We start from the raw sequence: 24349 nt of genomic DNA on the forward strand, positions 1-24349 counted from the left end.
TCAGCGGCGGCGCAAGAGCCACATCAGCACCGGGCCGCCGATCAGCGTGGCGACGAGGCCGGCCGGGATCTGGCGCGGAAAGATGGCGGTGCGGCCGATCCAGTCGGCGCAGACCATGATCAGCGCGCCCGCGAGCACCGCGCCGACGGCTTGCGGCAGCGCGCGCGCCAGGCCGAGGCGGCGGGCAAGGTGCGGCGCCATCAGGCCGATGAAGGTCAGCGGCCCGACCACAAGCGTCGAGGCGGCGGTGAGTGCTGCGACCATCAACAGCACCAGAAGCCGCGTTGCCCGCAGGTTGACGCCGAGGCTCTGCACCGTGGCGGATCCGAGCGGCAGCATGTCCAGCCAGCGCATGAAGAGCGGGGCAAGCAGGAAAAGGCAAAAGGCGATGGACGAGGTGAAAACCGCCGAACCCGCGTCGACGCCATAAGTGGAGCCGGTGAGCCAGTTGAGCAGCAGCATGGCGCGTGGGTCGCCGGTGGCGGTGAGTACCAGGATCAGCGCGTCGAACAAGGCGGTCAGAGCGACGCCCGCCAGCAGCAACCGCTCCGGCGCATAGGCGGCGCGACGGCCGATCGCCAGCGTCACCAAGAGGGCGGCGAAGGCGCCGATGGTGGCGGCCGCAGTCTGCACCGGGCGACCGGCATCTGAAAGCGAAAACAGCGCCACCATCATGCCGAGCGCGGCGCCGGCGCTGATGCCGAGCACTTCGGGGCTGGCCATCGGATTGCCGGTGAGACGCTGCATCATCAGGCCGGCCAGCGCCAGCATGGCGCCGGCGGCCAGCGCGGCGGACACGCGGGGCAGGCGCCAGGACAACAAGGGCTGCAGTTGGTCGCCGGAAGCGAATGTCCAGCCATGTGGCCCCGGCGCATAAAGCAAGGCCAGCCCAATCAGCAGAAGCAGCAGGCCGCCGATCGCCGCCAGCAAGAGGCCGGTATGACGGGCGCGCGGCAGGTGCTGCGACCCGAGCGCCGGCGTTTCCAGGCCGAGCGCCAGGCGCGGCAGCAGCCAGAGCAACAGCGGCGCGCCGAGAAGCGCTGTCATGGCGCCGGTCGGCAGCAAATCGCCTTGCGGTCCGATCGCGACCTGCACGCCCTGATCGGCGGTCCACAGCAAGGCGCCGCCGATGAGCGGCGCCATCACCAGTTGCTGGCCGAGCCGGCGGGCACCGCCGATGCGGGCGAGCGTCGCGGCGGCAAGGCCGACGAAGCCGATGACACCAACTGCGGCGACGACGAAGGCGATCAGCGCGACCGCCGCCGCCAGTCCGGCAAAGCGGTAGGCGCCGAGCGGGACGCCCAGGCTGCGCGCGCCTTCATCGTCGAGGCCAAGCAAGGTCAGCGGCCGCACCATCAGGACGATCAGCAGCGCGGCGGGACCCAGGCGCGGCAAAAGCCAAAGCGTCGTCGACCAGTCCTGCTGGCCGAGCGAACCGGCGCCCCAGATGAACAGGCTGGCCAGCCATTCATGCCGCAGCACCACCAGGGCCGCACCAATGGCGCCGGCATAGAGGCTGACGACTAGCCCGGCGAGCACCACCGAGAGCGGGGACAGGCCCTTGTGCCAGGACAGCGCGAAGACCGCGGCGAGAGCCGTGAAGGCGCCGGCAAGCGCCACCCATTCGCGGCCGAAGGCAAGCAGGGACGGCGCAAGAAGCGTCGCCAGCGCCAGCGCAAGATGGGCGCCGGCCGAGACGCCGACGGTTTCGGGCGAGGCGAGCGGGTTGCGCAGGACCTGTTGCAGCACCGTCCCGGCCAGTCCGAGGGCCGCGCCGCAGAGAAGGCTGACGGCGAGCCTGGGCAGGAAGGCATAGTGGACGAGCACCTGCTGCATGTCGTCAATATCGGGGCTTGCGAGCGCATCGAGCCAGAGCGCCGGCGGCAATTGCACGACGAGGTTGGAGAGGGTCGCTGCGGCTGCAGCGCCAAGGAGCACGACGCAAAGCAGAATCGCGCCCAGGGGATATCTGTCTGATATGCGAGACGACGACGCACGATCGGAGACGAGGCTGGCGTCGCCGGCCAAGATCGCTTGCTGTTCAGCCACCGGCGTGCTCCGCCGTCAGCGCCGCAGCCAACAGCCGGGCAAAGCGGCTCGCCGAAGGCAGCGCGCCGAACATCAGCGCTGGGGCAAGGCGCATGATCGAGCGGTTGCGCACGAAAGGCATGGCGTTCCAGACCGGGCTCTCGGTCAGCGTGCCCACAGCCCCCTCGGGCAAGGGTTCGAGATAGGCAAGGCGCGCGTCGCTCGAGGTCGCCAGGCCGTCGATGCCGACGGTTGCAAATCCCCAGTAATTTGTCTCGCCAGTCCAGGCGTTGCGGATGCCGATGCGGTCGAATACCGCCTGAAACAGGCTCTTTTCGCCATAGATGCGCACATTGCGCGGATCGAGGAAGTTGACGACGTAGATCGGCCGCGCCGAAAGCGGTTCCAGCTGCTGCCTGACATCAGAGAAATAAGCCTCCGTCGCCGCGATCAGTGCTTCTCCTTCGCTTTCCTTGCCGACAAGAGCTGCCAGTTGCCGGGTCGCCTCGATCGCGCGCCGATAAGGCTGGCCGTCCGGCGTGTAGATGCCGATCGTCATCACCGGCGCCACGCGTTCGAGCAGCGGCTTGATGCCGTCGAGATAGGGCGTGGAGAGGATGATGTCGGGGCGAAGCTGCTGCAGGAATTCGAGGTTTGGCTCCAGTATTGTGCCGATATCGGCTACCTGCGGCGGCAGTGACGGCTCGACCACCCACTTCTCCCAGATTTCGCGGTCGGCGACGGCGATTGGCGTAACGCCGAGGGTGAGCAAGGTCTCCGCCAGCCCATCATCCAGGCAGACGATACGCAGCGGCGGCTTCGCCTTGGCCGCCCGTGGCATGAGTGCGGCCAAAGGCAATCCAAACAGCGCGAACGCGCCGCGCCGGGTTATCCAGCCGGGCGCGCGATCGGCTGTCCTGCAGGGCCGGGTTTCCTGGTCTGTTTCCAATTTGGCGTGCCTGTCTGGAACTCTGGCCTCGAGCGGCCCATGCCGGTTGACTATGAAACATGACTTTCATAGTCAATATTAAAGATGCCACTAGGAGTGAACAATCTAGCGGTCGCATGTCGGGCGCTGCGACTCGCCGCCGCAGTCGCGCAACGCATGCCGACGCCAAATTGATCGGCGGCATCATCTTTTCCCCGCGAACTCGGTCCATATGGAATGATATAGTGGCGTGCCATCCGCGTACGGACGCCTGTTGCATCCGAGCCAGGCGCCCGAAAAAGCGGTGACAAGTGCGACCGGAACGTGTTGAAGATGACCGTCAACACATAGAGGGATGTGCGATCGGGTTGCACTCGGCAGGTGTTGATGGTTTGTTGCCGGTCAGCGGAGAACGAGTGATGCGAGAATCCATCGGTCAAGACGAATATGGGTCGGCGAACCCCTTCGATCCGGACGACCTGCCCAATCTGAACGCAATCGGCCCGGGGATCGGCAACAACGATTTCGAGAAATACGCTGTCGCCGTGATCATCGTGTTCGGCGCCCTGATCATTGGCGGTCTGATGGCCGCATCGATGACCTTCGGCCATCGCAACGGGTTCCTCTTCGCACTTGGCGGCGCCACATCAGCCTGGATCTCCGGAAACGCGCTCCTGCTCGACCGGCCGCGCATCTACGCGCTGTTCGTCGGCATCGCCGCCCTGATGCTGATCGCATCGACCATCACGCTGGTGACCTGACGGCCCGGCCAGGCCGTGAGCCAGAACCTCGCCGAGAGTCCAAGCCGATATCAGTATCCGAGCGCTTCGCCCGATGTCGCTCGGCTGTCAATGGCGCCATTGTAGCGCGCGCCGCCGCCCTTCTCGATTTCCGCCAGGCTCTTGCCGCCGACCAAGATGCCGGCCGCCTGCCCCCAGGTCTGGTTACTCAGATCGAGGTGGTAGCCCATGCCGGCCAGCAGTTTTTCGGTGTCCGGCGACAGGCCGAACGGCTCGACATAGACTGTATCGGGCAGCCATTGGTGGTGGATGCGCGGCGCGTCGATCGCTTCCTGGATGTTCATGCCATGGTCGATGACGTTGACGATCGCTTCCAGCGTGATGGTGATGATGCGCGAGCCGCCCGGGCTGCCGATGACCATGAACGGCTTGCCGTCCCTGGCGACGATGGTCGGGCTCATCGATGAGAGAGGCGTCTTCTTCGGCTGGATGGCGTTGGCCTCGCCCTGGACCAGACCGTATAGGTTGGGCACGCCGGGTTTCTGGGTGAAATCGTCCATCTCGTTGTTGAGCAGGATGCCGGTGCCGTCGGCAACCACGCCGGCGCCGAAGGAGCCGTTCAGCGTGTAGGTGACCGCGACCGCGTTGCCGTCCTTGTCGATAATCGAATAGTGCGTCGTCTCCTTCGACTCGCCAAAGCCCTTCGGCATCAGATCCTGCGAGACGCCGGCCCGGAACGGATCGATCTTGTCGCGGATGCCCTTGGCGTAGGCCTTGTCCAGGAGCTTCGAGACCGGATTGTCTATGAAATCAGGGTCGCCGAGGGCGGAATTGCGGTCGACATAGGCATGGCGCATGGCCTCGACCATGACATGCACCGTCTCGGCCGAGCCGGCACCGAGATAGGATAGCGGATAGCCTTCCAGCACGTTGAGGATTTCGCAGATGATGACGCCGCCGGAACTCGGCGGCGGCGAAGACGTGATCTCGTAGCCGCGATAGGTGCAGGTCACAGGTTTCAGCTCGCGCACCGCATATTGTTCGAAATCCTGTTTGGCCAGGATGCCGCCCTTGGCGCCGCTCGCCTTGACGATGGCGTCGGCGATGGCGCCTTTGTAGAAGGCATCGGGGCCTTTTTCAGAGATGGCCGAGAGCGAGGCGGCAAGGTCGGGCTGGGTGAGCCGCTCGCCGATGCCATAGGGCTTGCCGTCGGGCTTGAGGAAGGCTGCGGCCGCGGCCGGGTCTTTCGCCAGCCGATCCGCGCTGCTGGCAAAAGAAGCGGAATCGCCCTGATTGAGGATGAAGCCATCCTTGGCATAGCCGATCGCCGGCGCCATCAAGTCCTGGCGGGACAAGGTACCATATTTCTCGCGGGCCATTTCGAAACCGGCCACCGAACCCGGCACGCCGACGGCGAGATAGCCGTCGAGGCTGGCGCCCTTCACCGGATTGCCGTCCTTGTCGAGATACATGGTCTTGGTCGCAGCCAACGGCGCCCGTTCGCGGAAATCGAGGAAGGTCGATTTGCCGTCGGCGAAACGGATGGTCATGAAGCCGCCGCCGCCGATGTTGCCGGCATTGGGGTAGACGACAGCCAGAGCATAGCCGACGGCCACAGCCGCATCGACGGCATTGCCGCCCTTCTTCAACACCTCGACACCGACTTCCGACGCCAGATGCTGGGCCGTCACCACCATGCCGTGTTCGCCCTTGGCTGGTGCGGGTGACGCGGCGAAGACGCTCGTCAACGGCGCCAGGGCAAAGGTGATGGAAAGACTGGCGGCGATCAGTGTCCGACGGGTGATATGCATTGCGGGTTCTCCTGGCGGGGGACGCCTAGAAGACCGTGTTGGACTGATTGAGTCCACTAACAATTGGAGGAGCGGGAGAAAGAGCCCCCTCACCCGGATTGCCAATCAGACCCCTCCCCGAGGGGAGAGGAGCTGTCGGCGCTGGCGTCTCTTCTCCCCAGCGGGAAGAAGGTGGCCGCGAAGCGGCCGGATGAGGGGGCTGGCTCGGCGTTAGACGATGCCGCCTGAACCGCCCGCAACAGCCGGGCGTTCGGCCGCGACCCTGGCGCGGTAGCCCGCCGCCCGGTAGGCGGCGACCGGATCGATGGCGCCGCCGGTGTTGAGCCGCGCCATGGCGAGAATCGGCTCTACATCGGTGCGGTAGGCCGCCTTCAACGTCTGTGTCGCCATCAGCGCGTCATTGCCGTCCTGAAAGCCTTCGAGCGCCTTGCGATCAACCAGCAGCGCCTGCGCGTAAGCGCGCTGCACCTCGACCGCCGACAGCATCAGGCTTTCGATGGGATCGGTGACGTTGTGGCTCTGGTCGAGCATGTGGGCGGGATCGAAACCCTCGGCGCCGGACAGTTCGGCATCGACCAGTTCGTTGAAGACCAGGAACAGCCGGTAGGGATCGATGGAACCGGCATCGAGATCATCGTCGCCATATTTGGAATCGTTGAAGTGGAAGCCGCCGAGCTTCTTGAACTGGATCAGCCGCGAGACAATCATCTCGATGTTGACGTTGGGTGCATGGTGGCCGAGGTCGACTAGGCAGAACGCCTTGTCGCCCAGTTCCTTGGCGATGAGGTAGTTGGTGCCCCAATCCTGCACGACCGTGGAATAGAAGGCCGGCTCGTACATCTTGTGTTCAGTGAACAGCTTCCAGTCGGCGGGCAGCCCGGCATAGACCTCTTTCATGGCGTCGAGATAGCGCTCGAAGGCTCTCGCGAAGTTGACTTGGCCCGGAAAATTCGAGCCGTCGCCGATCCATACCGTCAGCGCCTTCGACCCAAGAGTCTTGCCGATCTCGATGCATTCGAGATTGTGCTCGACCGCCTGACGGCGCGTGCCGGCGTCGGCATGCGACAGCGAGCCGAATTTGTAGGAAAGCTTCTGATCCCTGGCATCGGAAAAGGTGTTGGAGTTCATGGCGTCGAAGCCGAGACCGAAGCGGGAGGCGGCCTGCTTCAGCCGGTTCGGATCGGCCTTGTCCCATGGAATGTGCAGCGAAACAGTTGGTGTCGCCTGCGTCAACTGGCTGATGACGGCGCAATCCTCGATCTTGTCGAAGATGTCTCGCGGCTCGCCGGCGCCGGGAAAGCGGGCAAAGCGGGTGCCGCCGGTGCCGACTCCCCAGGAGGGGATCGCCACGGCGAATTTCTCGACCTTGTCGCGGATAGCGTCGATGGCGATGCCGCGACGGTCGAGGCGTTCGCCGAGCGAGGCGTAGTCACGCTCGAGGTCGGGTTTGCGCGCGGTGTTGTGGCTTGCGACGAGATCGGCGGAGATGATGGTTTCGGACAAACTGCTATTCCTCCCAAATGCGTTGCGTCAGCGCTGCCCCTCATCCGGCCCTTCGGGCTCCCTTCTCCCCGTGAACGGGGAGAAGGGAGCGCTCCGCCGTCAGCTCAGCGCGTAAAGCTCTGCGCGTTGCCGGCGTCGACGTTGATGATGTTGCCGGTCGATTTGGCCGACATGTCGGAAGCGAAGAAATAGATCGCTTCGGCGATATCCTCCGGAAACACCGAGCGCTTCAGCATCGAGCGCGAGCGATAGTGTTCCTCGAGGTCGTCGGTCGACATCTTGTAGGCGGCTGCGCGCTGTTCCTTCCACTCGCCGGTCCAGATCTTCGAGCCGCGCAGTACGGCGTCCGGATTGACGACGTTGACCCGGATCTGCGCCTCCGCGCCTTCCAGCGCCAGGCAGCGCGCGAGATGGATTTCGGCGGCCTTGGCGGTGCAATAGGCGGCGGCGTTGGGCGAAGCGGCAAGTCCGTTCTTGGAAGCAACGAAGACGACGTTGCCGCCGATCTTTTGCACCCTGAAAAGCCGGAATGCTTCCCGCGAAACCAGGAAGTAGCCCGTGGACAGAATGTCCATGTTCTTGTTCCACAGCGCCAGCGTGGTCTCCTCGATCGGCGCCGAGGAGGCGAGGCCCGCGTTCGACACCAGGATGTCGATGCCGCCGAATTCGACCGCTGTCTCGGCAAAGCCGGCGACAACCTGATCCTCCGATGTGACGTTGATCAGCACCGGCCGGACAAAATCCTTGCCATAGACCTTGGCCAGTTCCTCATTGGCGCCAGCGAGTGCTGTTTCGTCGATGTCGGCCAGCACGACGCAGGCGCCTTCGCGCAGCAGGCGGTTCGCGGTCGCGCGGCCGATGCCGCCGGCGCCGCCGGTCACCAGGGCGATCTGGCCAGCGAGCGACTTCGGCTTCGGCATGCGCTGCAGCTTCAAATCCTCGAGCAGCCAGTACTCGATGTCGAAAGCCTCCTGCGCGGGCAGGCCGACATAGGACGAGACGGTCGAGGCGCCGCGCATGACGTTGATGGCGTTGACGTAGAATTCGCCGGAGATGCGCGCTGTCGCCTTGTCGCCGGCAAAGGTGAACATGCCGACGCCAGGCATCAGGTAGACGACAGCGTTGGGATCGCGAATAGCGGGTGAATCCGGATGCTTGCAGCTGTCGTAATAGGCCTGGTAGCCGACGCGATATTCGGCGACATCGTCGGCAAGGCGCGCAATCACTGCATCGACATCGGGCTTGGCCGGATCGAATTCTATGACCAGAGGGCGGATCTTGGTGCGCAGGAAATGGTCGGGGCATGACGTACCAAGTGCCGCCAGCGGTCGCAAATCCCTGGAGTTGACGAATTCGAGCACTGCAGCGGAATCGTCGAAATGGCCGAGCTTGTGGCTCTTTTCCGAGATCAGGCCACGGATTTTCGGCATCAGTTTTGCCGCGATGGCACGGCGTTCAGCGGCATCGAGCGACTTGACCGCTTCACCGCCGAAGATCGCCAGCCCCTCGGAGCGACGCTCGAACCACTCGATCGCCTGGTTGATCACCGAGATCGTCGTCTCGTAGCACTCCTTGGGCGTGTCGCCCCAGGTGAACAGGCCGTGGCTTTCCAGGATGACGCCCTTGGCGGCGGGATGTTCGAGGCAGAATTTCTCCAGCCACAGGCCGAGTTCGAAGCCCGGCCGCTTCCACGGCAGCCAGCCGATGGCGTCGCCGAAGATCTCCTTGGTCAGCGCCCTGGAATCCTTCGCCGCGGCAATCGCGATGATGGCGTCGGGATGCATGTGGTCGACAAAGGGCTTCGGCACGTAGGCGTGCAGCGGCGTGTCGATCGAGGCCGCGCGCGGATTGAGGTTGAAAGTGCAGTGCGGCAGGAAGCCGACCATCTCGTCCTCGTGCTCAACGCCGCGATAGAGGCCTTTGAGCGCGCGCAATTTGTCCATGTAGAGCGTGGCGAAACCGTCAAGCTTGATCGAAGCGCTGTCGCCGCCGGAGCCCTTGACCCAAAGCACCTCGGCGTTCTCGCCGGTCAGCGGGTCTTTCTGCCATATTTTCGAGGAGGTGTTGCCGCCGCCATAGTTGGTGACGCGCTTGTCGGAGCCGAGCGTGTTCGATCGGTAGACCAGAAGCTCGGGGTCGCTCATCCCCTTGGCTTTCGCATCATCCCACAGATTGGCAAGGCGCGAGCCGGAGCGCTTGTCGAGCATAGGTATCCTCCCTGGGACGCTAAAAGCCGCAGTCCATTTTGCCGGGAATGTCTACGCAAGCACGTCGCTTGTCAATCATAAACGATCAAGATCGATCATATTGCACTGCACAATGAAATTATATGATCGGAAATGATTGACACTGCTCGTTTTGAATGCCTAGATGGCCAGGCAGGGAGGAACCATGCACGAAAAAGAGCGCCACAGGATCATTCTGTCCGCCGTCCAGGAAAAACCTGTGGTGACGGTGCAAGAGATGGTCGACCTGACGGAGTCTTCCGAGGCGACGATCCGGCGCGATATCGCGGCTCTCCACGTGCAAAAGCGCCTGCGCCGGGTGCGCGGCGGCGCCGAAGCAATCTCGCCGCCACAGTTCATCGGCCTGGCCGGCCGGCCCTTTTCCGTCAACGAAACAATCAACGCTTCGCAAAAGCGGGCCATCGCTCGCGAAGCGGTCGAGCTTTGTGGAGATGGCGAACCGATCATCATCAATGGCGGCACCACCACCTTCCAGATGGTGCATTTCCTGACCGGCCGCCGCATGCCGATCTTCACCAATTCGTTCCCGATCGCCGAGCATCTGCTCAAGCATTCCAAGAACACGGTGATGCTGTCGGGCGGCACGATCTACCGCGAGCAGAACATTATCCTGTCGCCCTTCGACAATGACGTGACGCGCAATTTCTATGCGCGCCGCATGTTCATGGGCGCGCAAGGGCTGGGGCCACTCGGCCTGATGGAAGGCGACCCGCTGCTGATCCAGGCCGAACAGAAATTGATCGACCAGGCCGACGAGCTGGTGGTGCTGGTCGACTCCTCGAAATTCCGCAAGCGCTCCAGCCTGATCCTGTGCGGCCTGTCGCGCATTGCCACCGTCATCACCGATGACGGCATCGAGGATCGCGAAGCCAAGATGTTGGAGACCGCAGGCGTGACGCTGATTGTCGCCCGCAAGTCTGCAAAGGAAGAATCTTCACTGCAGGCCTGAGACACCCTCACGCCCGCAGCGACGATGGAATGCAACGCTCAAGGGAGGATATTCGATGAGCTTTCTGAAGAAATTGATGGTTACGGCGGCCTTTTCTGCCGCCATGTTCGTGAACGCAGCCTACGCCGAAAACGTCAAGATCGCGCTGGTGGTGAAGTCGCTAGGCAACGGCTTCTTCGACGCCGCCAACAAGGGCGCCGAAGAGGCGGCCAAGGAACTCGGCGATGTCGACATCATCTACACCGGCCCGACCAAGGCGACCGCCGAAGCGCAGATCGAAGTGGTCAATTCGCTGATCGCCCAGAAGGTCAACGCCATCGCCATCTCCGCCAATGACGCCGACGCGCTGGTGCCGGTGCTGAAGAAGGCCATGGAGCGCGGCATCACCGTCATCTCCTGGGATTCGGGCGTCGCCAAGGAAGGCCGCCAGCTTCACCTCAACCCGTCCGACACCGGCCTGATCGGCGAGACCATCATCAAGCTTGCCGCCGACTATCTGCCCGAGGGCGGCGACGTTGCCATCCTGTCGGCGTCCTCGACCGCGACCAACCAGAACGCCTGGATCGACGCGGCCAAGAAAATCCTGCCGGAGAAATTCCCCAAGATCAAACTGGTCGCCACCGTCTATGGCGATGACGATTCGGCCAAGAGCACCGACGAAGCCAAGGGCCTGCTGAAGTCCTACCCGAACCTCAAGGCGATCATCGCGCCGACCACCGTCGGCGTCGTTGCCGCCGCCCAGGTCGTCACCGACGAGAACCTGATCGGCAAGGTCAATGTCACCGGCCTGGCGCTGCCGTCCGAGTTCAAGAAGTTCATCGACAACGGCGCCAGCCAGGCGGTTGCGCTGTGGAACCCGATCGATCTCGGCTACTCCGCCGTCTACCTCGCCCATGATCTGGCGGTGAAGAAGGAAGAGGCCAAGCCCGGTGCGACGCTGTCGATCGGCCGCGTTGGCAAGGTCACGCTCGACGACAGCAACTCGGCTGCGATGGCTCCGCCCTTCCAGTTCGACAAGACCAACATCGAGAAGTTCTCCAAGATCTATTGATCTGGAGCTCTCTCAAGCTGACGCGGCGGGGCTCACGTCCCGCCGCGGCTTTAAACGGACCTAGTTTCAGGGCTTGATACTGATATGGACACGACAGCCCACAACGGCACGGTGAAGGAAAGGCCTTTGGCCTCCACGCCACGCCTGACGCTGTCCGGCATCTCCAAGAGCTTTCCCGGCGTGCGGGCTCTGCACGATGTCAGCCTGTCGCTCTATCCCGGCCAGGTGACGGCGCTGATCGGCGAAAACGGCGCCGGCAAGTCGACGCTGGTCAAGATCATGACCGGCATCTACCAGCCCGACGCCGGCATGATCAGCATCGACGGCCAGGCCGTCGCCCTGCACAGCGCGCATGCCGCCTTCGGCCATGGCGTCACCGCCATCCATCAGGAAACCGTGCTGTTCGACGATCTGAGCGTCGCCGAAAACATCTTTCTCGGCCATGCGCCGCGCTCGCGCTTCGGTACCATCGACTGGCGCACGATGCGCAAAAATGCCCGCGAAGTGCTCGACACCATGCATGCCGGCCATATCGACGCCGACGCACGGCTGAAGGACCTCGGCATCGCCAACAAGCACCTGGTCGCCGTTGCGCGGGCCATGTCGATCGACGCGCAGATCGTCATCATGGACGAGCCGACCGCTGCGCTGTCGATGAAGGAGATCGAGGAGCTCTTTTTGCTCATCGAGTTCCTCAAGAGCGAAGGCAAGGCGATCCTGTTCATCAGCCACAAGTTCGACGAAATTTATCGGATCGCCGACCGCTACACCGTGTTTCGCGACGGCGAGATGGTCGGCGAAGGCCTGATCAAGGACGCCGGCCAGAGCCAGATCGTGCGCATGATGGTCGGCCGCTCCGTCGACCACATCTTTCCGCAGCGCAAGGCCGAGATCGGCGCGCCGGTGCTGTCCGTCGCCGGCCTGTCGCACCCGACCGAGTTCAACGACATCGGCTTCGAACTGCACAAGGGCGAAATCCTCGGCTTCTACGGTCTTGTCGGCGCCGGGCGCAGCGAAGTGATGCAGGCGATATCGGGCATCACCCGCACCTCGGGCGGCACGATCACGCTGGACGGCAAGGCGATCGCGCCGAAATCGGCGGCGGATTCGATCGAGGCCGGCATCGTCTACGTGCCGGAAGAGCGCGGCAAGCAAGGCGTGGTGATCGGCCTGCCGATCTTCCAGAACGTCTCGTTGCCTTCACTAAAGCGCACGTCTAAGTCAGGCCTGCTGCGGCTGTCGGAGGAGTTTGCACTCGCCCGCTCCTACACCGAGCGGCTTGACCTCCGAGCCTCGTCGCTCAGCCAGGATGTCGGCACGCTGTCGGGCGGCAACCAGCAGAAGATCGTCATCGCCAAATGGCTGGCGACCGCGCCCAAGGTGATCATCCTGGACGAACCGACCAAGGGCATCGACATCGGCTCCAAGGCCGCCGTGCACGGCTTCATGGCCGAGCTCGTCGCACAAGGCCTGTCGGTGATCATGGTGTCGTCGGAACTGCCGGAGATTCTCGGCATGTCCGACCGCGTCGTCGTCATGCGCGAAGGCCTTGTCGCGGCGGTCTACGACAACAAGGACCTGGACGCCGAAACGCTGGTCCGGACGGCAGCGGGGATCGCGGCATGAAGGCTCTTTTGAAGTACCGCGAAATCTGGTTGGCTGCGGCCATCGTCGTGCTGATCGGCCTGATCTCGACGCGCTTTCCGGCTTTTGCCGACCCCGGCAATCTGCGCCAGGTGTTCAACGACACCTCGATCCTGATGATCCTGGCGCTCGGCCAGATGGTTGTCATCCTGACCCGTTCGATCGACCTGTCGATGGCCTCCAATCTCTGCTTCACCGGCATGGTGGTGGCGATGCTGAACGCAGCGCATCCGGCGATCCCGATCCCGCTGCTGATCGTTATCGCGCTTGCCGTCGGGCTGGTGCTTGGCGCGATCAACGGCCTTTTGGTGTGGCGGCTGAATATCCCCTCGATCGTGGTGACATTGGGCACGCTGACCATCTATCGCGGCGCCACTTTCGTCCTGTCCGGCGGCGCCTGGGTCAATGCCGACAAGATGAGCCCGGAGTTCATCGGCTTCCAGCGCGCCGCCTTTCTCGGCATTCCGGTGCTGTCCTGGATCGCCATCCTGGTCATCGTACTGTTCTTCATCCTGATGACGCGCACCGCGCTTGGCCGTTCCATCTATGCGATCGGCGTCAACCCGACGGCATCGGTCTATGCCGGCATCGACGTCGGCCGGACGAAATTCATCGTCTTTTGCATCTCCGGCATGATCGGTGGCCTTACCGGTTACCTCTGGATCTCGCGCTACGTGATCGCCTCGGTCGAGGTCGCCAACGGCTATGAGCTCAACATCATCGCCGCTTGCGTCATCGGCGGCATCTCGATCGCCGGCGGCATCGGCTCGGTCGGCGGCGCGGTGCTCGGCGCCCTGTTCCTCGGCATTATCTCCAACGCACTGCCGGTCATCAACATCTCGCCCTTCTGGCAGATGGCGATTTCCGGCAGCGCCATCATCCTGGCCGTCGTGCTCAATGCGCGCGGCGAACGCCAGCAGGGCCGCATCATCCTGAGAAAGGCGGAGGCGACATGACCGACATCCCTGCCCCGCGCCACATTCCCGACCGGCTCGACAAGCCGTTCCGCTCGGCGATCTTTTCCTGGGAGGCGCTGCTGGTCGTGGTGGCCGTCGCCATCTTCGCCATCAACAGTTTTGCCTCGCCCTATTTCCTCGACCCCTATTCGCTGTCGGACCTGACCTTCAACTTCACCGAGAAGGGCCTGATCGCCTTCGCCATGGCGCTGCTGATCATTTCTGGCGAGATTGATCTGTCGGTGGCCGCCATCATCGCGCTCGCATCGACGATGATGGGCATGGCGGTGCAGGCTGGCGCCGGCACGCCGGTGCTGGTGCTGATCGGCTTCGTCGTCGGGCTCGGCTGCGGCGCCTTCAACGGGCTGCTCGTCACACGGCTCGGCCTGCCCTCCATCGTCGTCACCATCGGCACGATGAGCCTGTTCCGCGGCATCGCCTTCATCATCCTCGGTGACCAGGCCTATAAGGGCTATCCCGAGAGCTTCGCCTTCTTCGGCCAGGGCTACGTCTGGTGGGTGGTATCGTTCGAGCTGGTGCTCTTCCTGATCGCGGCCGTCGTCTACTGGTTCCTGCTGCACCGCACGAGTTTCGGTCGTCGCGTCTTTGCCATCGGCAACAACCCGATAGCTGCCCAGTTTTCGGGCGTGCGCGTCGGCCGCATCAAATTCATCCTGTTCTGCCTGACCGGGCTGATGTCGGGCATCGCCTCGGTGCTGATCACGTCGCGCCTCGGCTCGACCCGCCCGTCGATCGCGCAAGGCTATGAGCTCGAAGTCATCACCATGGTGGTGCTCGGCGGCGTCAGCATTCTGGGCGGCGCCGGCAGCATTGTCGGCGTCGTGCTCGCCGCCTTCATCATGGGACTGGTGACCTTCGGGCTTGGCCTGCTCAACGTGCCCGGCATCGTCATGTCGATCTTCATCGGCCTGCTGCTGATCATTGTCATCGCCCTGCCGATCGTCTGGCGGCGTCTGCGCGGGGGACGCTGATGGCTGAGAAATATGCGTTCAAGATGAAGCTCAAGCCCGGCATGAAGGCCGAATACAAGAAGCGCCACGACGAGATCTGGCCATCGCTGGTCGCGCTGTTGAAGCAGGCTGGCGTGTCCGATTATTCCATCCATCTCGATGAGGAGACCAATATCCTGTTCGGCGTGCTGTGGCGGCGCGACGACCATGGCATGGCCGACCTGCCTAAGCATCCGGTGATGCAGCGCTGGTGGGCTGACATGGCCGACATCATGGAAACCAAACCGGACAACGAGCCGCTGGCCGTGCCCCTGGAAACCGTGTTCCATATGGCATGAGTGCTCTGCGCCATATCGCCGTTATCGACATCGGCAAGACCAACGCCAAGGTGGCGCTGGTCGATCTCGCCACGTTGAGCGAGGTGGCGCTGCGCCGCATGGCCAATGCGCCGGTGCGGCAGGCGCCCTACCCGCATCACGATGTCGAGGCGCTGTGGACGTTCATCCTCAACAGCCTGGCCAGCCTCAACCGCCAACAGCGCATCGACGCCATTTCGATCACCACGCACGGTGCGACGGGCGCGCTGGTCAATGCCAAGGGCGAACTGGTGCTGCTGGTGCTTGACTATGAGTTCGACGGCCCCGACAGGTTGGCGGCGGAGTATGACGCGATCCGTCCGCCCTTCACTGAAACCGGCACGCCACGGCTGCCGCTCGGCTTCAATCTCGGCGCGCAGTTCTTCTGGCAGCAGAAGCGCTTTCCGGCCGAGTTCGCCAGGGCCGCCGCGATGCTGATGTACCCGCAATACTGGGCGCTGCGGCTCACAGGAGTGGCCGCCAACGAAGTAACGTCGCTCGGCTGCCACACCGATCTGTGGAACCCATGGCGTGCTGACTTTTCGACGATGGTCGATCGTCTGGATTGGCGCGGGCTGATGGCTCCGGTGCGGCCGGCCAGGGATCGCCTTGGCCCGATCCTGCCTGCGCTGGCCGCACGAACCGGCCTTGATCCGCAAACACCTGTGTTCTGCGGCCTGCATGATTCCAACGCCTCGCTGCTGCCACATCTCCTGTCCGACGCGCCGCCCTTCTCGGTCGTCTCGACCGGCACCTGGGTCGTATCGATGGCGGTGGGCGGCAGAGAGATTGCACTCGACGTGGCGCGCGATACGCTGGTCAATGTCAGCGCGCTGGGTGAGCCCGTGCCGTCGGCCCGATTCATGGGTGGCCGCGAGTTTTCGCTGCTCACTGCGGACAAGCCGCAGGATTGCAGCGGCAGCGATGTGCTGGCGGTGCTGGCAGACAAGACCTTGCTGCTGCCGTCGACCCAGCAGGGATCAGGGCCGTTCCCGCATCATGCCGCGACGTGGCTCAATGCCGACGGCATCGACATCGGCCGGCGTTTTGCCGCCATCTCGTTCTATCTGGCGCTGATGACGGCGACCTGTCTCGACCTGATCGGCGCCGACGGCCCAACCACTGTCGAAGGGCCGTTTGCCCGCAACCGGCTGTTTGTCGGCATGCTGGCGGCGGCGACCGCACGCAGTGTCGTCGCATCGGAGGCCGCCACCGGCACCAGCATAGGCGCAGCATTGCTGGCATCGGATCAGGTAACGACGCACGGCACGGGCGAAAGAACAGAGCCGCCAACCGACCCGGTCTGGATCGACTATGTCAACGCATGGCGCGCGGCGGTCAAAGCGCTGGGGTGATCACAGGATCCGCTTGCCGAAGGCAGACATGACGAAGTTGACCGTGTCAGTGCCGATCCGCGGATCCAGATCCGCGGTCAGGCCAGAAACATCCATCGACAGCAGGCCACCGGAGAGCGCGATCGCCTCCATCGCCTGATGCGTCTCGCGCACCGTCAGTCCGCCGGAGCCGGCAGCCCAGCCGGCGAATTCGGTGGCCGTCGGAGAATAGCTGACATGAAAACCCTGCGTGCCCGATGTGGCGATGCGAATCGCCTCATGCATCAGGTCGCGCATGCCCATGGCGTCGATATCGGTCATGGTGAAGGCCGACACCCGCGAATCCTTCAGCACCCGCGCCTCCGCCGGATCGGCATGGCGCAGGCCGACAATGACGACATTTTCCGGCGACAGCTGCGGCTGCAGCGCGCCGGCCTTATGGTCGAGACCAAGGGTACGCGCCAGCACCGAGCCTTCCGGCAGGTCTATGCCGTCCTCATCCTCGGGCATCAGGGCGGCGATGGAATCGATCCAGATCAGGCCGAACGAATGGGTCGCGCGCGCCGTCGCGGTCAGCGCCTTGTGGGCGATACGGCGGTCGGTGCCAACACTCAGTCGGATCAGCCCGGAGGGTGGCCGCTCGATGTCCGCGAGTTCGACGACATCGAAATTCATCGCCTCCAGTCGCGCGCCGGTTCCCTCACGAGCGAGGATGCCGGCGGCTTCCTGTTCGGCGGAGATCGACACCATTCTGCGGCCGGAAAAGTCGGCGACATCGTGCATCGGCGCCTTCTCGACATATTCCGAGGTCATCGCCAACAGCATGGCACCGTAACTCATGCGGAAGGCGACGCGGTCGCCGACGGTGGGCCGCGGATCGGCATCCTGCACATCGAGCAGCAGGTGGTCGCTGGAGGCGCCGAGCACACGTATCCCTTTTGCGATGGGAGTCAGCCCTTCGACCAGCACGTCCTCGCGGCCGATGTTGGCGATGGCACGCAGCCGGTCGCCCTCATCGGGGAAGACGGGCTGGTTGCCGAAAGCATCGTAGCCGGATTCGCCGATCGGCCGCGAGGGCTTGAGCTTGACCTCGATGATGTCGCTGGTCAGGCGGCAGGCATCCGGCTCGAGTTGCGGCCACGGCACATCGCGGAAGGTCTCGACGCCGCCTTGCAGGATCGCCTCGCCGACCCTGAGATTGTTGATACCGGCCGGCAGCGTGCCTTCGAGCAGCAGTGTCAGCGACGACGAGGCGCCGCCCGAAATCCAGTCGAGGCTTTTGCCCGACAGGCGCTCGGTCTTGTAGGCATGGGCGACGAGTTGCCCGAGATTTTCCGGCGTCGGCATGATGGCGCCGAAGCAGCCGAGATTGGTGCCGATGCCGGCGATGCGCACGCCCTTGAACTCGAGGATCCGCTCGACGGTGGGGATCAGGTCGCTCGGCCAGATGCCCTCCCGGAGATCGCCCAGGTCGATCATCAGCATGATGTCGTGGACGCGGCCCATGCGCTCGGCGATGCGCGAAATCTCGCGAATGGTGGCGAGTTCCGATTGCAGGCTGACGTCGACGGTGCGCACCACCTCCTCGACGCGCGCCATGGGCGGGCTGCGCAGCAGCATGATCGGAGCGTTGATGCCGCTGTCGCGCAGCCGGCGGATGTTTTCGAAACGCGATTCGGCAATGCCGGCGACGCCGCCGCGCAGCATGGCGCGCGCCACTTGCGGCATGCCGCAGGTGCCCTTGGTGACACCGAACACCTTTATGCCCGAAAGTGCACAGCGGTCGACGATGGTGCGGGCGTTGCGCTCGATGCGGCCAAGGTCGATGGCAACTTGCGGTCCCGACATCTTTATCCCCTGTAGACCAGCCCTTGCGGGTCGATCTCGGGCTTGCGGCCGGCGACGAGGTCGGCCAGGAATTTGCCGGAGCCGCAGGCCATGGTCCAGCCGACATGGCCGTGGCCGGTGTCGAGATAGAGGTTTTTGTAGCGCGCCTGGCCGATGACCGGCACGGAGTTCGGCATCATTGGCCGCAGGCCTGCCCAGAGTACGGCTTTCTTCTCGTCGAAGGCGCCGGGGAACAGGTCCTTGCCGGTCCGGAACATGGTGGCAAAGTCGCTGGGTTTGTGGGTGCGGTCGAAGCCGGTGAATTCGGCGGTCGAAGCCAACCGCAATCGATTGCCAAGGCGCGAATAGGCCATCAGCTGGTCCTCGTCGGCGCCGCCCATGGTCGGTCCCTTGCTCTCGTCTTCCAGCGGAATGGTCGCCGTATAGCCCTTCACCGGATAGACCGGCAGGTCGATGCCGTAGCGGCGGCCGAGCAGGCCACTTTCCGGCCCCATCGAGATGACCACGGTGTCACCTGCAATCGGACCAGCCGAGGTCATCACAGCGCGCACGCGGTCGCCGTCGATATCGAGGCCTTCGACCGTGGTGTCGAACAGGAATTTGACGCCAAGCTTTTCGCGCGCATAGGCGGCGAGATTGTCGACGAACATTCTGGAATCGCCGGTCTGGTCGATCGGCGAATAGACGCCGCCGGCAATCTTTTCCTTCACCCCGGCAAGCCCTGGTTCGAGCTCGACCAGCCGGTCACGACCAACGATCTCGATCGGCAGGCCATGCTCGGCCAGATAGCGGTAGTTGTCGGTGCCGGTGTCGAGGCTGTGCTGCGAGCGGAAGAAATAGAGGATGCCCTTCTTGCGCTCATCATAGTGGATGCCGGTGTCGGCGGAGATGGCGTTGATGCAGTCGCGCGAATAGAGCGCCAGCCGCAGCTTGACCTGGCTGTTGGCGCGCAGGCGCGCCACCGTGCATTGGCGCAGGAAGCGCAGGCTCCAGGCGAGGAAATAGGGATCGAAGCGCAGCCGCACCTTGATGCCGAGATCATGGTTGTAGAGCGCGCGCAAAAAAGTCTTCAGCGCCGCCGGCGAGGCCCAGGCGGTGGCATCGCCCGGCGACACCAGGCCGGCATTGGACTGGCTGGTGCCCCGCGCCGGCGCCGGATGGCGCTCGATCACGGTGACCTCGTGGCCATCGGCGGCCAGATAATAAGCGGCCGCCGTACCGACAACGCCGGCTCCAAGCACCACTATCTTCATGCCATCCCCCAAAGCTGTTCGCGGCGCAGCGCCTCCACGCTTGCCGCGAACGCCTTCCATAGCGCGTCACCGCGCGCCTTGCGAGCCCTCGGGAAAGTCTGGCTCAGCCGCGCGCGGAGTTCTTGCTGGTCAGGATGCGCTCCCAGGCGAGCGCATCGGCGACGATTTGGTCGAGGTCGTCGCGTTGCGGCGTCCAGCCGAGTTCCGCTCGTGCGAGATCCGAATTGGCGACCACGGCCGCCGCATCGCCGGGACGCCGGTCGCCCATCTTGACCTCGAAATCATGGCCGAAGGCGCGCCGCACGCTCTCAATGACTTCGAGCACGGAATAGCCATGGCTGTAACCGCAATTGGCGACGAGGCTCGTGCCCCCGGCGCGCAGCCGTTGCAGGGCGAGGCGATGCGCCGCCGCCAGGTCGCTGACATGGATATAGTCGCGCATGCAGGTGCCGTCCGGCGTCGGATAGTCGGTGCCGAACACCTGCATGAACGGGCGCTTGCCGAGTGCCGTCTCGCAGGCGACCTTGATCAGATGAGTTGCGCCTGGCGTCGACTGGCCGGTGCGGCCCTTCGGATCGGCGCCGGCGACGTTGAAATAGCGCAGCGCGGTGTAGCGTATGGGATGCGCTGTCGCCGCGTCGCGCAGCATCCATTCGCTCATCAGCTTGGACAGGCCGTAAGGCGATTCCGGCGCCAGGCGGGCATCCTCGCGCACCGGCTCCAACCCGGCGCCGCCATACACGGCGGCGGTCGAGGAAAAGATGAAATTGGGCACACCCTCGCGCACAGCGGTTTCGATCAGCGTGCGTGTCTTCGAGGTGTTGTTCTCGTAATAGGCAAGCGGGTCGGCGACCGATTCCGGGACCACGATGGAGCCGGCGAAATGGATGATGGCGTCGACATGATTGTCCCGGATGATCGATCCGACCAATTCCTTGTCGGCGACATCGCCGACGACGAGCTTTGCCTCCGGCGCCACCGCCCATTCGAAGCCGGTGGAAAGACGGTCGAGAACGACCACGCTTTCGCCGGCATCCAGCAACTCCCAGACCATGTGGCTGCCGATATAGCCGGCCCCGCCTGTCACCAACACTGTCATCCGCGACCTCGCATCTCAAGATTTATCGGAAACTGTCTCAACCCCCGCTCTACTGGAAAGCCCGCCGCATGGCCATTAGAACTCGTGGTAACCGGCATGACCGGCATGTGGCATCGTCCTGAAACAAAGTTGATCCACATCAAGGGAATAGGCCACGATCCGTGGTCGTTAGGAACAGGTCCGGGGCGTGGCATTTTGACCAAAAAGGTCCGGTGGACGACCAATAGGGCAATGATTATGATCCCGCGCAAAATTGGGAAGCCGACATGAACTACCAGCGGTTCTTCGAAGAAGCGATCGACCAGCTCCACGCGGAGCGTCGCTATCGTGTCTTCGCCGACCTTGAGCGTATCGCGGGCAAGTTTCCGCGCGCCATATGGCGTTCGAATGGCCGTGCCGAGGAAATCACCGTCTGGTGCTCCAACGACTATCTCGGCATGGGCCAGCATCCCGACGTCATCGCCGCTTTCCAGGAAGCGGCCGGCAAGATGGGTTCGGGCGCCGGCGGCACCCGCAACATTTCCGGCACTTCGAACCCGCTGGTCGAGCTCGAGCATGAGCTTGCCGACCTGCATGGCAAGGACGCGGCGCTGGTCTTCACCTCCGGCTTCGTCTCCAACGAGGCGTCGATTTCGACCATTGCGCGGCTTTTGCCCAATTGCCTGATCATCTCGGATGAACTGAACCACGCTTCGATGATCGAGGGCGTGCGGCGCTCGGGCGCCGAGAAGAAGATCTTCCGGCACAATGACGTCGCGCATCTGGAAAGCCTGTTGCAGGCGGCCGGGCGCGAACGSGCCAAGCTGATCRTCTTCGAAAGCGTCTATTCGATGGACGGCGACATCGCGCCGATCAGGCAGATCGTCGAACTCGCCGAGCGCTACAACGCCATGACCTATATCGACGAGGTCCATGCCGTTGGCATGTACGGRCCGCGCGGCGGCGGCATCACCGAGCGCGAGGGCCTCGCCGACCGCATCGACATCATCGAAGGGACGCTGGCCAAGGCATTCGGCACGCTGGGCGGCTACATCACCGGCACCAGTGCAGTCATCGACGCGGTGCGCTCCTATGCGCCGGGCTTCATCTTCACCACGGCGCTGCCGCCGGCGATCGCCGCAGCGGCCACCACCTCGATCCGCCATYTGAAGCGCTCGCAGGCCGAGCGCGACGCGCARCAGCAGCARGCGAGCCGGACCAAGCAGATCCTGTCGGCGGCCGGCCTGCCGGTGATGGAGTCGCCAACCCATATCGTGCCGCTGCTGGTCGGCGACCCCGAGCTCTGCAAGATGGCCAGCGATCGCCTGCTTGGCGTGCACGGCATCTACATCCAGCCGATCAACTACCCGACCGTGCCACGCGGCACCGAGCGGCTGCGCATCACACCGACGCCGTTCCATTCGGACACGCTGATCGCGGGGTTGCAGGACGCGCTGGTCGAGACCTGGGATGCGCTCGGTATTCCCTACGGTTCCGCCGGCCGGCCCGCCGTGGCCAAAAGCGATCGGATTGTTCCCCTGCTGGTGCCCAAGTCAGGCGGCTGAAGCCCGTTTGAAACTCTACTCCGACGGCCATCTGACGCAGGTTTCTGCGCTTCCGGTGCTCACGGACCTGAATGTCCGCTGCGCTCCGGTTCTCGAAACCCACGCCAGCTGACTCGTCGGAGCGATTTTCAATTCGGGCTTCGTCGGCGGCTCAGTTAGACAGTCTTCATCCACTTTGCCAGCCGGTGCGCGGCTTCCTCGACCTGGTCGAGGCGGCGGTGGAAGCACAGCCTGAGGAAGGCTTCGCCGCCGGGACCGAAGGCTGTGCCCGGCGCCAGGCCGACATTGGCCTTGTCGACGATGTCGAAGGCCGCCGTGCGGGAATCCGCGATTCCATCGACGGTGAAGAACAAATAGAACGCGCCCTGCGGCACGGTAAACCGGGCGCGGCCGGTAGCGCCGAGAATGCCGCAGACCAGATCGCGCGCCTTCCTCGCCCGCTCCACCTGTTCGGCAACGAACCCATCGCCCTCGTCAAGGGCTGCGACCGCACCGCGCTGCATGAACTGGGCGACGCCGGAATTCGAATATTGGATCAGGTTCTCGAACACCTGCTGCAGGCTCGGATGCGTCTTGATCCAGCCGACACGCCAACCGGTCATCGACCAGTTCTTGGAAAAGGAGTTGACGAACAGGATGCGGTCTTCCTGTGTCGCGATGTCGAGGAAGGACGGCGCGCGGCCATGGCCATAGTGGAACAGCGAATAGATCTCGTCGGCGATGATCCAGACATTCCTGGCGCGCGCGAGATCGAGGATCGCCTGCAAGGTCTCATGATCGGCGGTCCAGCCGGTCGGGTTCGACGGCGTGTTGATGAACAGCGCCTTGGTGCGCGACGTGATCGCCGCGGCGATCTTCTCGACGTCGCAGGACCAGCCATTGCCGGAATGGTCGAGCGTGACCGCCACCGGAACAGCTCCCGACAGGGCTGCGGCGGCATCGAAATTCGGCCAGGCCGGCGACAGATAGATCACCTCGTCGCCGGCACCAGCAAGAGCGGTCAGCGACATCTGGATGGCATGCATGCCCGACCCGGTGACGATGAATTGCTCCTCCGGGAACGTCTTGCCGAAATGCCTGGCGTAGTAGCGTGACAGCGCCTGCCTGAGATCGGGAATACCCCTCTGCCAAGTGTAGAACGTCTCGCCGCCGGCCAGCGCCTTCGACGCCGCATCGGTGATGAAGGCGGGCGTCGGCAGGTCGCCCTCGCCAGCCCAGAGCGGGATCAGACCCTCGCGCAGGCGGCCGTAATTGACGACGGCGACAATGCCGCTTTCCGGTGCGGCACGGGCTTCGGCGCGAAAGCTGTCGATCAGGCGCATGGACAAATCCGTTTCCTCTCAGTTTTGTCGCTCTTACCAGATACGAGAACAGAAAACCCCGGCCGCGAACGACCGGGGTTTTGGTCCAGCAATAGTTGGCTGAATTATCGCTTCGCGAGCAGATCGCGGATTTCGGTGAGCAGCGCGATATCGGCCGGCGGCGGTGCGGCGGGGGCCGCAGGCTTCTCGCGCTCGAGCTTCTTACGCAGATTGTTCACGGCCTTGACCATGAGGAAGATGATGAAGGCGAGGATGAGGAAGTTCAGCACCGCGGTGAGGAAGCTGCCATAGGCGAGGACGGCGCCGTGCGCCTTGGCATCAACCAGCGTCGTGGCCTTGTTGTCCAGGGACAGAGGCAGGAAATAATTGTTGAAATCCAGTCCGCCAAAAATCGCACCAACAATCGGCATGATGACGTCGTCGACCAGCGACTTGACGATAGTGCCAAAGGAAGCGCCGATGATGACGCCGACCGCAAGGTCCATCACATTGCCTTTGGAAATGAATTCCTGGAATTCTTTCAGCATTCGACCCTCCTTGTCATGACAGGCCGCGCTGCCGCTCCGTCCTTGCGGCATCGACCTGAAGGCAACATAACAAAAACCTCCGGTTGCAACATGGGGCAAAAAGGGGAAAACAACCGCTTTCTCCTTCCGTTACGGCAACTTGGGCGGCACCCAGGCCCGCTCCCTGGCCGCGATCATGCTGCCAAAGCCGCAATGGACTCCAGCGCCAAGCTGTGATTGCGTTTAGACAAGCCGGATAA

General features: G+C 63.7%; 19 protein-coding genes. 9 read left to right on the plus strand and 10 right to left on the minus strand.

What is annotated here, in order from left to right; genetic code table 11:
- Together fhuB and AC1D05_RS31395 are read right to left on the minus strand one after the other, a co-directional pair.
- Positions 1-2049: a Fe(3+)-hydroxamate ABC transporter permease FhuB gene (gene fhuB, locus AC1D05_RS31390; protein ID WP_477446249.1), complete on the minus strand. Its 2049-nt coding sequence runs from the start codon at positions 2047-2049 to the stop codon at positions 1-3.
- Positions 2042-2920: an ABC transporter substrate-binding protein gene (locus tag AC1D05_RS31395; RefSeq protein ID WP_477446335.1), complete on the minus strand. Its 879-nt coding sequence runs from the start codon at positions 2918-2920 to the stop codon at positions 2042-2044. The genes fhuB and AC1D05_RS31395 overlap by 8 nt, the downstream gene beginning before the upstream one ends.
- Before the next feature lie 455 nt (positions 2921-3375).
- On the opposite strand from AC1D05_RS31395, the gene AC1D05_RS31400 reads away from it, so the two are divergent.
- Entirely contained in the window at positions 3376-3717 is a 342-nt protein-coding gene (locus tag AC1D05_RS31400; protein ID WP_080511918.1) for a hypothetical protein, read from the plus strand.
- Between the two features lie 50 nt (positions 3718-3767).
- On the opposite strand, the gene ggt is transcribed toward AC1D05_RS31400, so the two are convergent.
- From ggt to AC1D05_RS31415, 3 genes are all read right to left on the minus strand, one after another.
- Complete coding sequence (ggt, locus tag AC1D05_RS31405) at positions 3768-5507, minus strand: gamma-glutamyltransferase (RefSeq protein ID WP_477446251.1); 1740 nt, start codon at positions 5505-5507, stop codon at positions 3768-3770.
- Positions 5508-5717: 210 nt separating this feature from the next.
- Entirely contained in the window at positions 5718-7010 is a 1293-nt protein-coding gene (gene rhaI, locus AC1D05_RS31410; protein WP_477446253.1) for an L-rhamnose catabolism isomerase, read from the minus strand.
- Positions 7011-7114: 104 nt separating this feature from the next.
- Positions 7115-9217, minus strand: coding sequence for a bifunctional rhamnulose-1-phosphate aldolase/short-chain dehydrogenase (locus AC1D05_RS31415; RefSeq protein WP_477446255.1), 2103 nt, complete (start codon positions 9215-9217; stop codon positions 7115-7117).
- Positions 9218-9401: 184 nt separating this feature from the next.
- Here AC1D05_RS31415 and AC1D05_RS31420 point away from each other — a divergent pair, with 184 nt between their 5' ends.
- The 7 genes from AC1D05_RS31420 to AC1D05_RS31450 all read left to right on the plus strand — a co-directional run bounded on the left by AC1D05_RS31420 (position 9402) and on the right by AC1D05_RS31450 (position 16538).
- On the plus strand, positions 9402-10205 hold the full coding sequence (locus AC1D05_RS31420; protein ID WP_013897232.1) for a DeoR/GlpR family DNA-binding transcription regulator: 804 nt from the start codon (positions 9402-9404) through the stop codon (positions 10203-10205).
- Between the two features lie 55 nt (positions 10206-10260).
- Entirely contained in the window at positions 10261-11256 is a 996-nt protein-coding gene (gene rhaS / locus AC1D05_RS31425; RefSeq protein ID WP_183456234.1) for a rhamnose ABC transporter substrate-binding protein, read from the plus strand.
- An 84-nt stretch (positions 11257-11340) separates the two neighbouring features.
- On the plus strand, positions 11341-12882 hold the full coding sequence (locus AC1D05_RS31430; RefSeq protein WP_477446257.1) for a sugar ABC transporter ATP-binding protein: 1542 nt from the start codon (positions 11341-11343) through the stop codon (positions 12880-12882).
- Positions 12879-13856 (plus strand): ABC transporter permease, encoded by a 978-nt coding sequence (locus tag AC1D05_RS31435; protein WP_477446259.1) that lies wholly within the window; start codon positions 12879-12881, stop codon positions 13854-13856. Before AC1D05_RS31430 ends, AC1D05_RS31435 begins: the two co-directional genes overlap by 4 nt.
- The gene (locus tag AC1D05_RS31440; RefSeq protein ID WP_477446261.1) at positions 13853-14848 is read left to right on the plus strand and encodes an ABC transporter permease; all 996 of its coding nucleotides are present in this window, start codon (positions 13853-13855) and stop codon (positions 14846-14848) included. Before AC1D05_RS31435 ends, AC1D05_RS31440 begins: the two co-directional genes overlap by 4 nt.
- On the plus strand, positions 14848-15165 hold the full coding sequence (rhaM, locus tag AC1D05_RS31445) for an L-rhamnose mutarotase (RefSeq protein ID WP_477446263.1): 318 nt from the start codon (positions 14848-14850) through the stop codon (positions 15163-15165). Before AC1D05_RS31440 ends, rhaM begins: the two co-directional genes overlap by 1 nt.
- Complete coding sequence (locus AC1D05_RS31450; RefSeq protein ID WP_477446265.1) at positions 15162-16538, plus strand: FGGY-family carbohydrate kinase; 1377 nt, start codon at positions 15162-15164, stop codon at positions 16536-16538. Before rhaM ends, AC1D05_RS31450 begins: the two co-directional genes overlap by 4 nt.
- Here the strand turns inward: AC1D05_RS31450 and AC1D05_RS31455 are convergent, their stop codons facing one another.
- The 3 genes from AC1D05_RS31455 to galE form a co-directional block, all read right to left on the minus strand.
- A complete protein-coding gene (locus tag AC1D05_RS31455; protein WP_477446267.1) occupies positions 16539-18365 on the minus strand; it encodes an alanine racemase in 1827 nt (608 codons plus the stop codon).
- Between the two features lie 2 nt (positions 18366-18367).
- Positions 18368-19618, minus strand: coding sequence for a D-amino acid dehydrogenase (locus AC1D05_RS31460; RefSeq protein WP_477446269.1), 1251 nt, complete (start codon positions 19616-19618; stop codon positions 18368-18370).
- Between the two features lie 103 nt (positions 19619-19721).
- Positions 19722-20717 carry a UDP-glucose 4-epimerase GalE gene (galE, locus tag AC1D05_RS31465; RefSeq protein WP_477446271.1) on the minus strand — a complete coding sequence of 332 codons (996 nt, stop codon included), beginning with the start codon at positions 20715-20717 and terminating at the stop codon, positions 19722-19724.
- Between the two features lie 266 nt (positions 20718-20983).
- Here galE and hemA point away from each other — a divergent pair, with 266 nt between their 5' ends.
- Positions 20984-22261 (plus strand): 5-aminolevulinate synthase, encoded by a 1278-nt coding sequence (gene hemA / locus AC1D05_RS31470; protein WP_477446272.1) that lies wholly within the window; start codon positions 20984-20986, stop codon positions 22259-22261.
- Positions 22262-22416: 155 nt separating this feature from the next.
- Here hemA and AC1D05_RS31475 read toward each other — a convergent pair whose 3' ends face one another.
- Together AC1D05_RS31475 and mscL are read right to left on the minus strand one after the other, a co-directional pair.
- Positions 22417-23583 carry a pyridoxal phosphate-dependent aminotransferase gene (locus tag AC1D05_RS31475; protein ID WP_477446274.1) on the minus strand — a complete coding sequence of 389 codons (1167 nt, stop codon included), beginning with the start codon at positions 23581-23583 and terminating at the stop codon, positions 22417-22419.
- 104 nt (positions 23584-23687) lie between these two features.
- Positions 23688-24110 carry a large conductance mechanosensitive channel protein MscL gene (gene mscL, locus AC1D05_RS31480; RefSeq protein ID WP_477446276.1) on the minus strand — a complete coding sequence of 141 codons (423 nt, stop codon included), beginning with the start codon at positions 24108-24110 and terminating at the stop codon, positions 23688-23690.
- Positions 24111-24349: the final 239 nt, after the last annotated feature.

The organism is Mesorhizobium sp. P2_E9 (assembly GCF_056403815.1).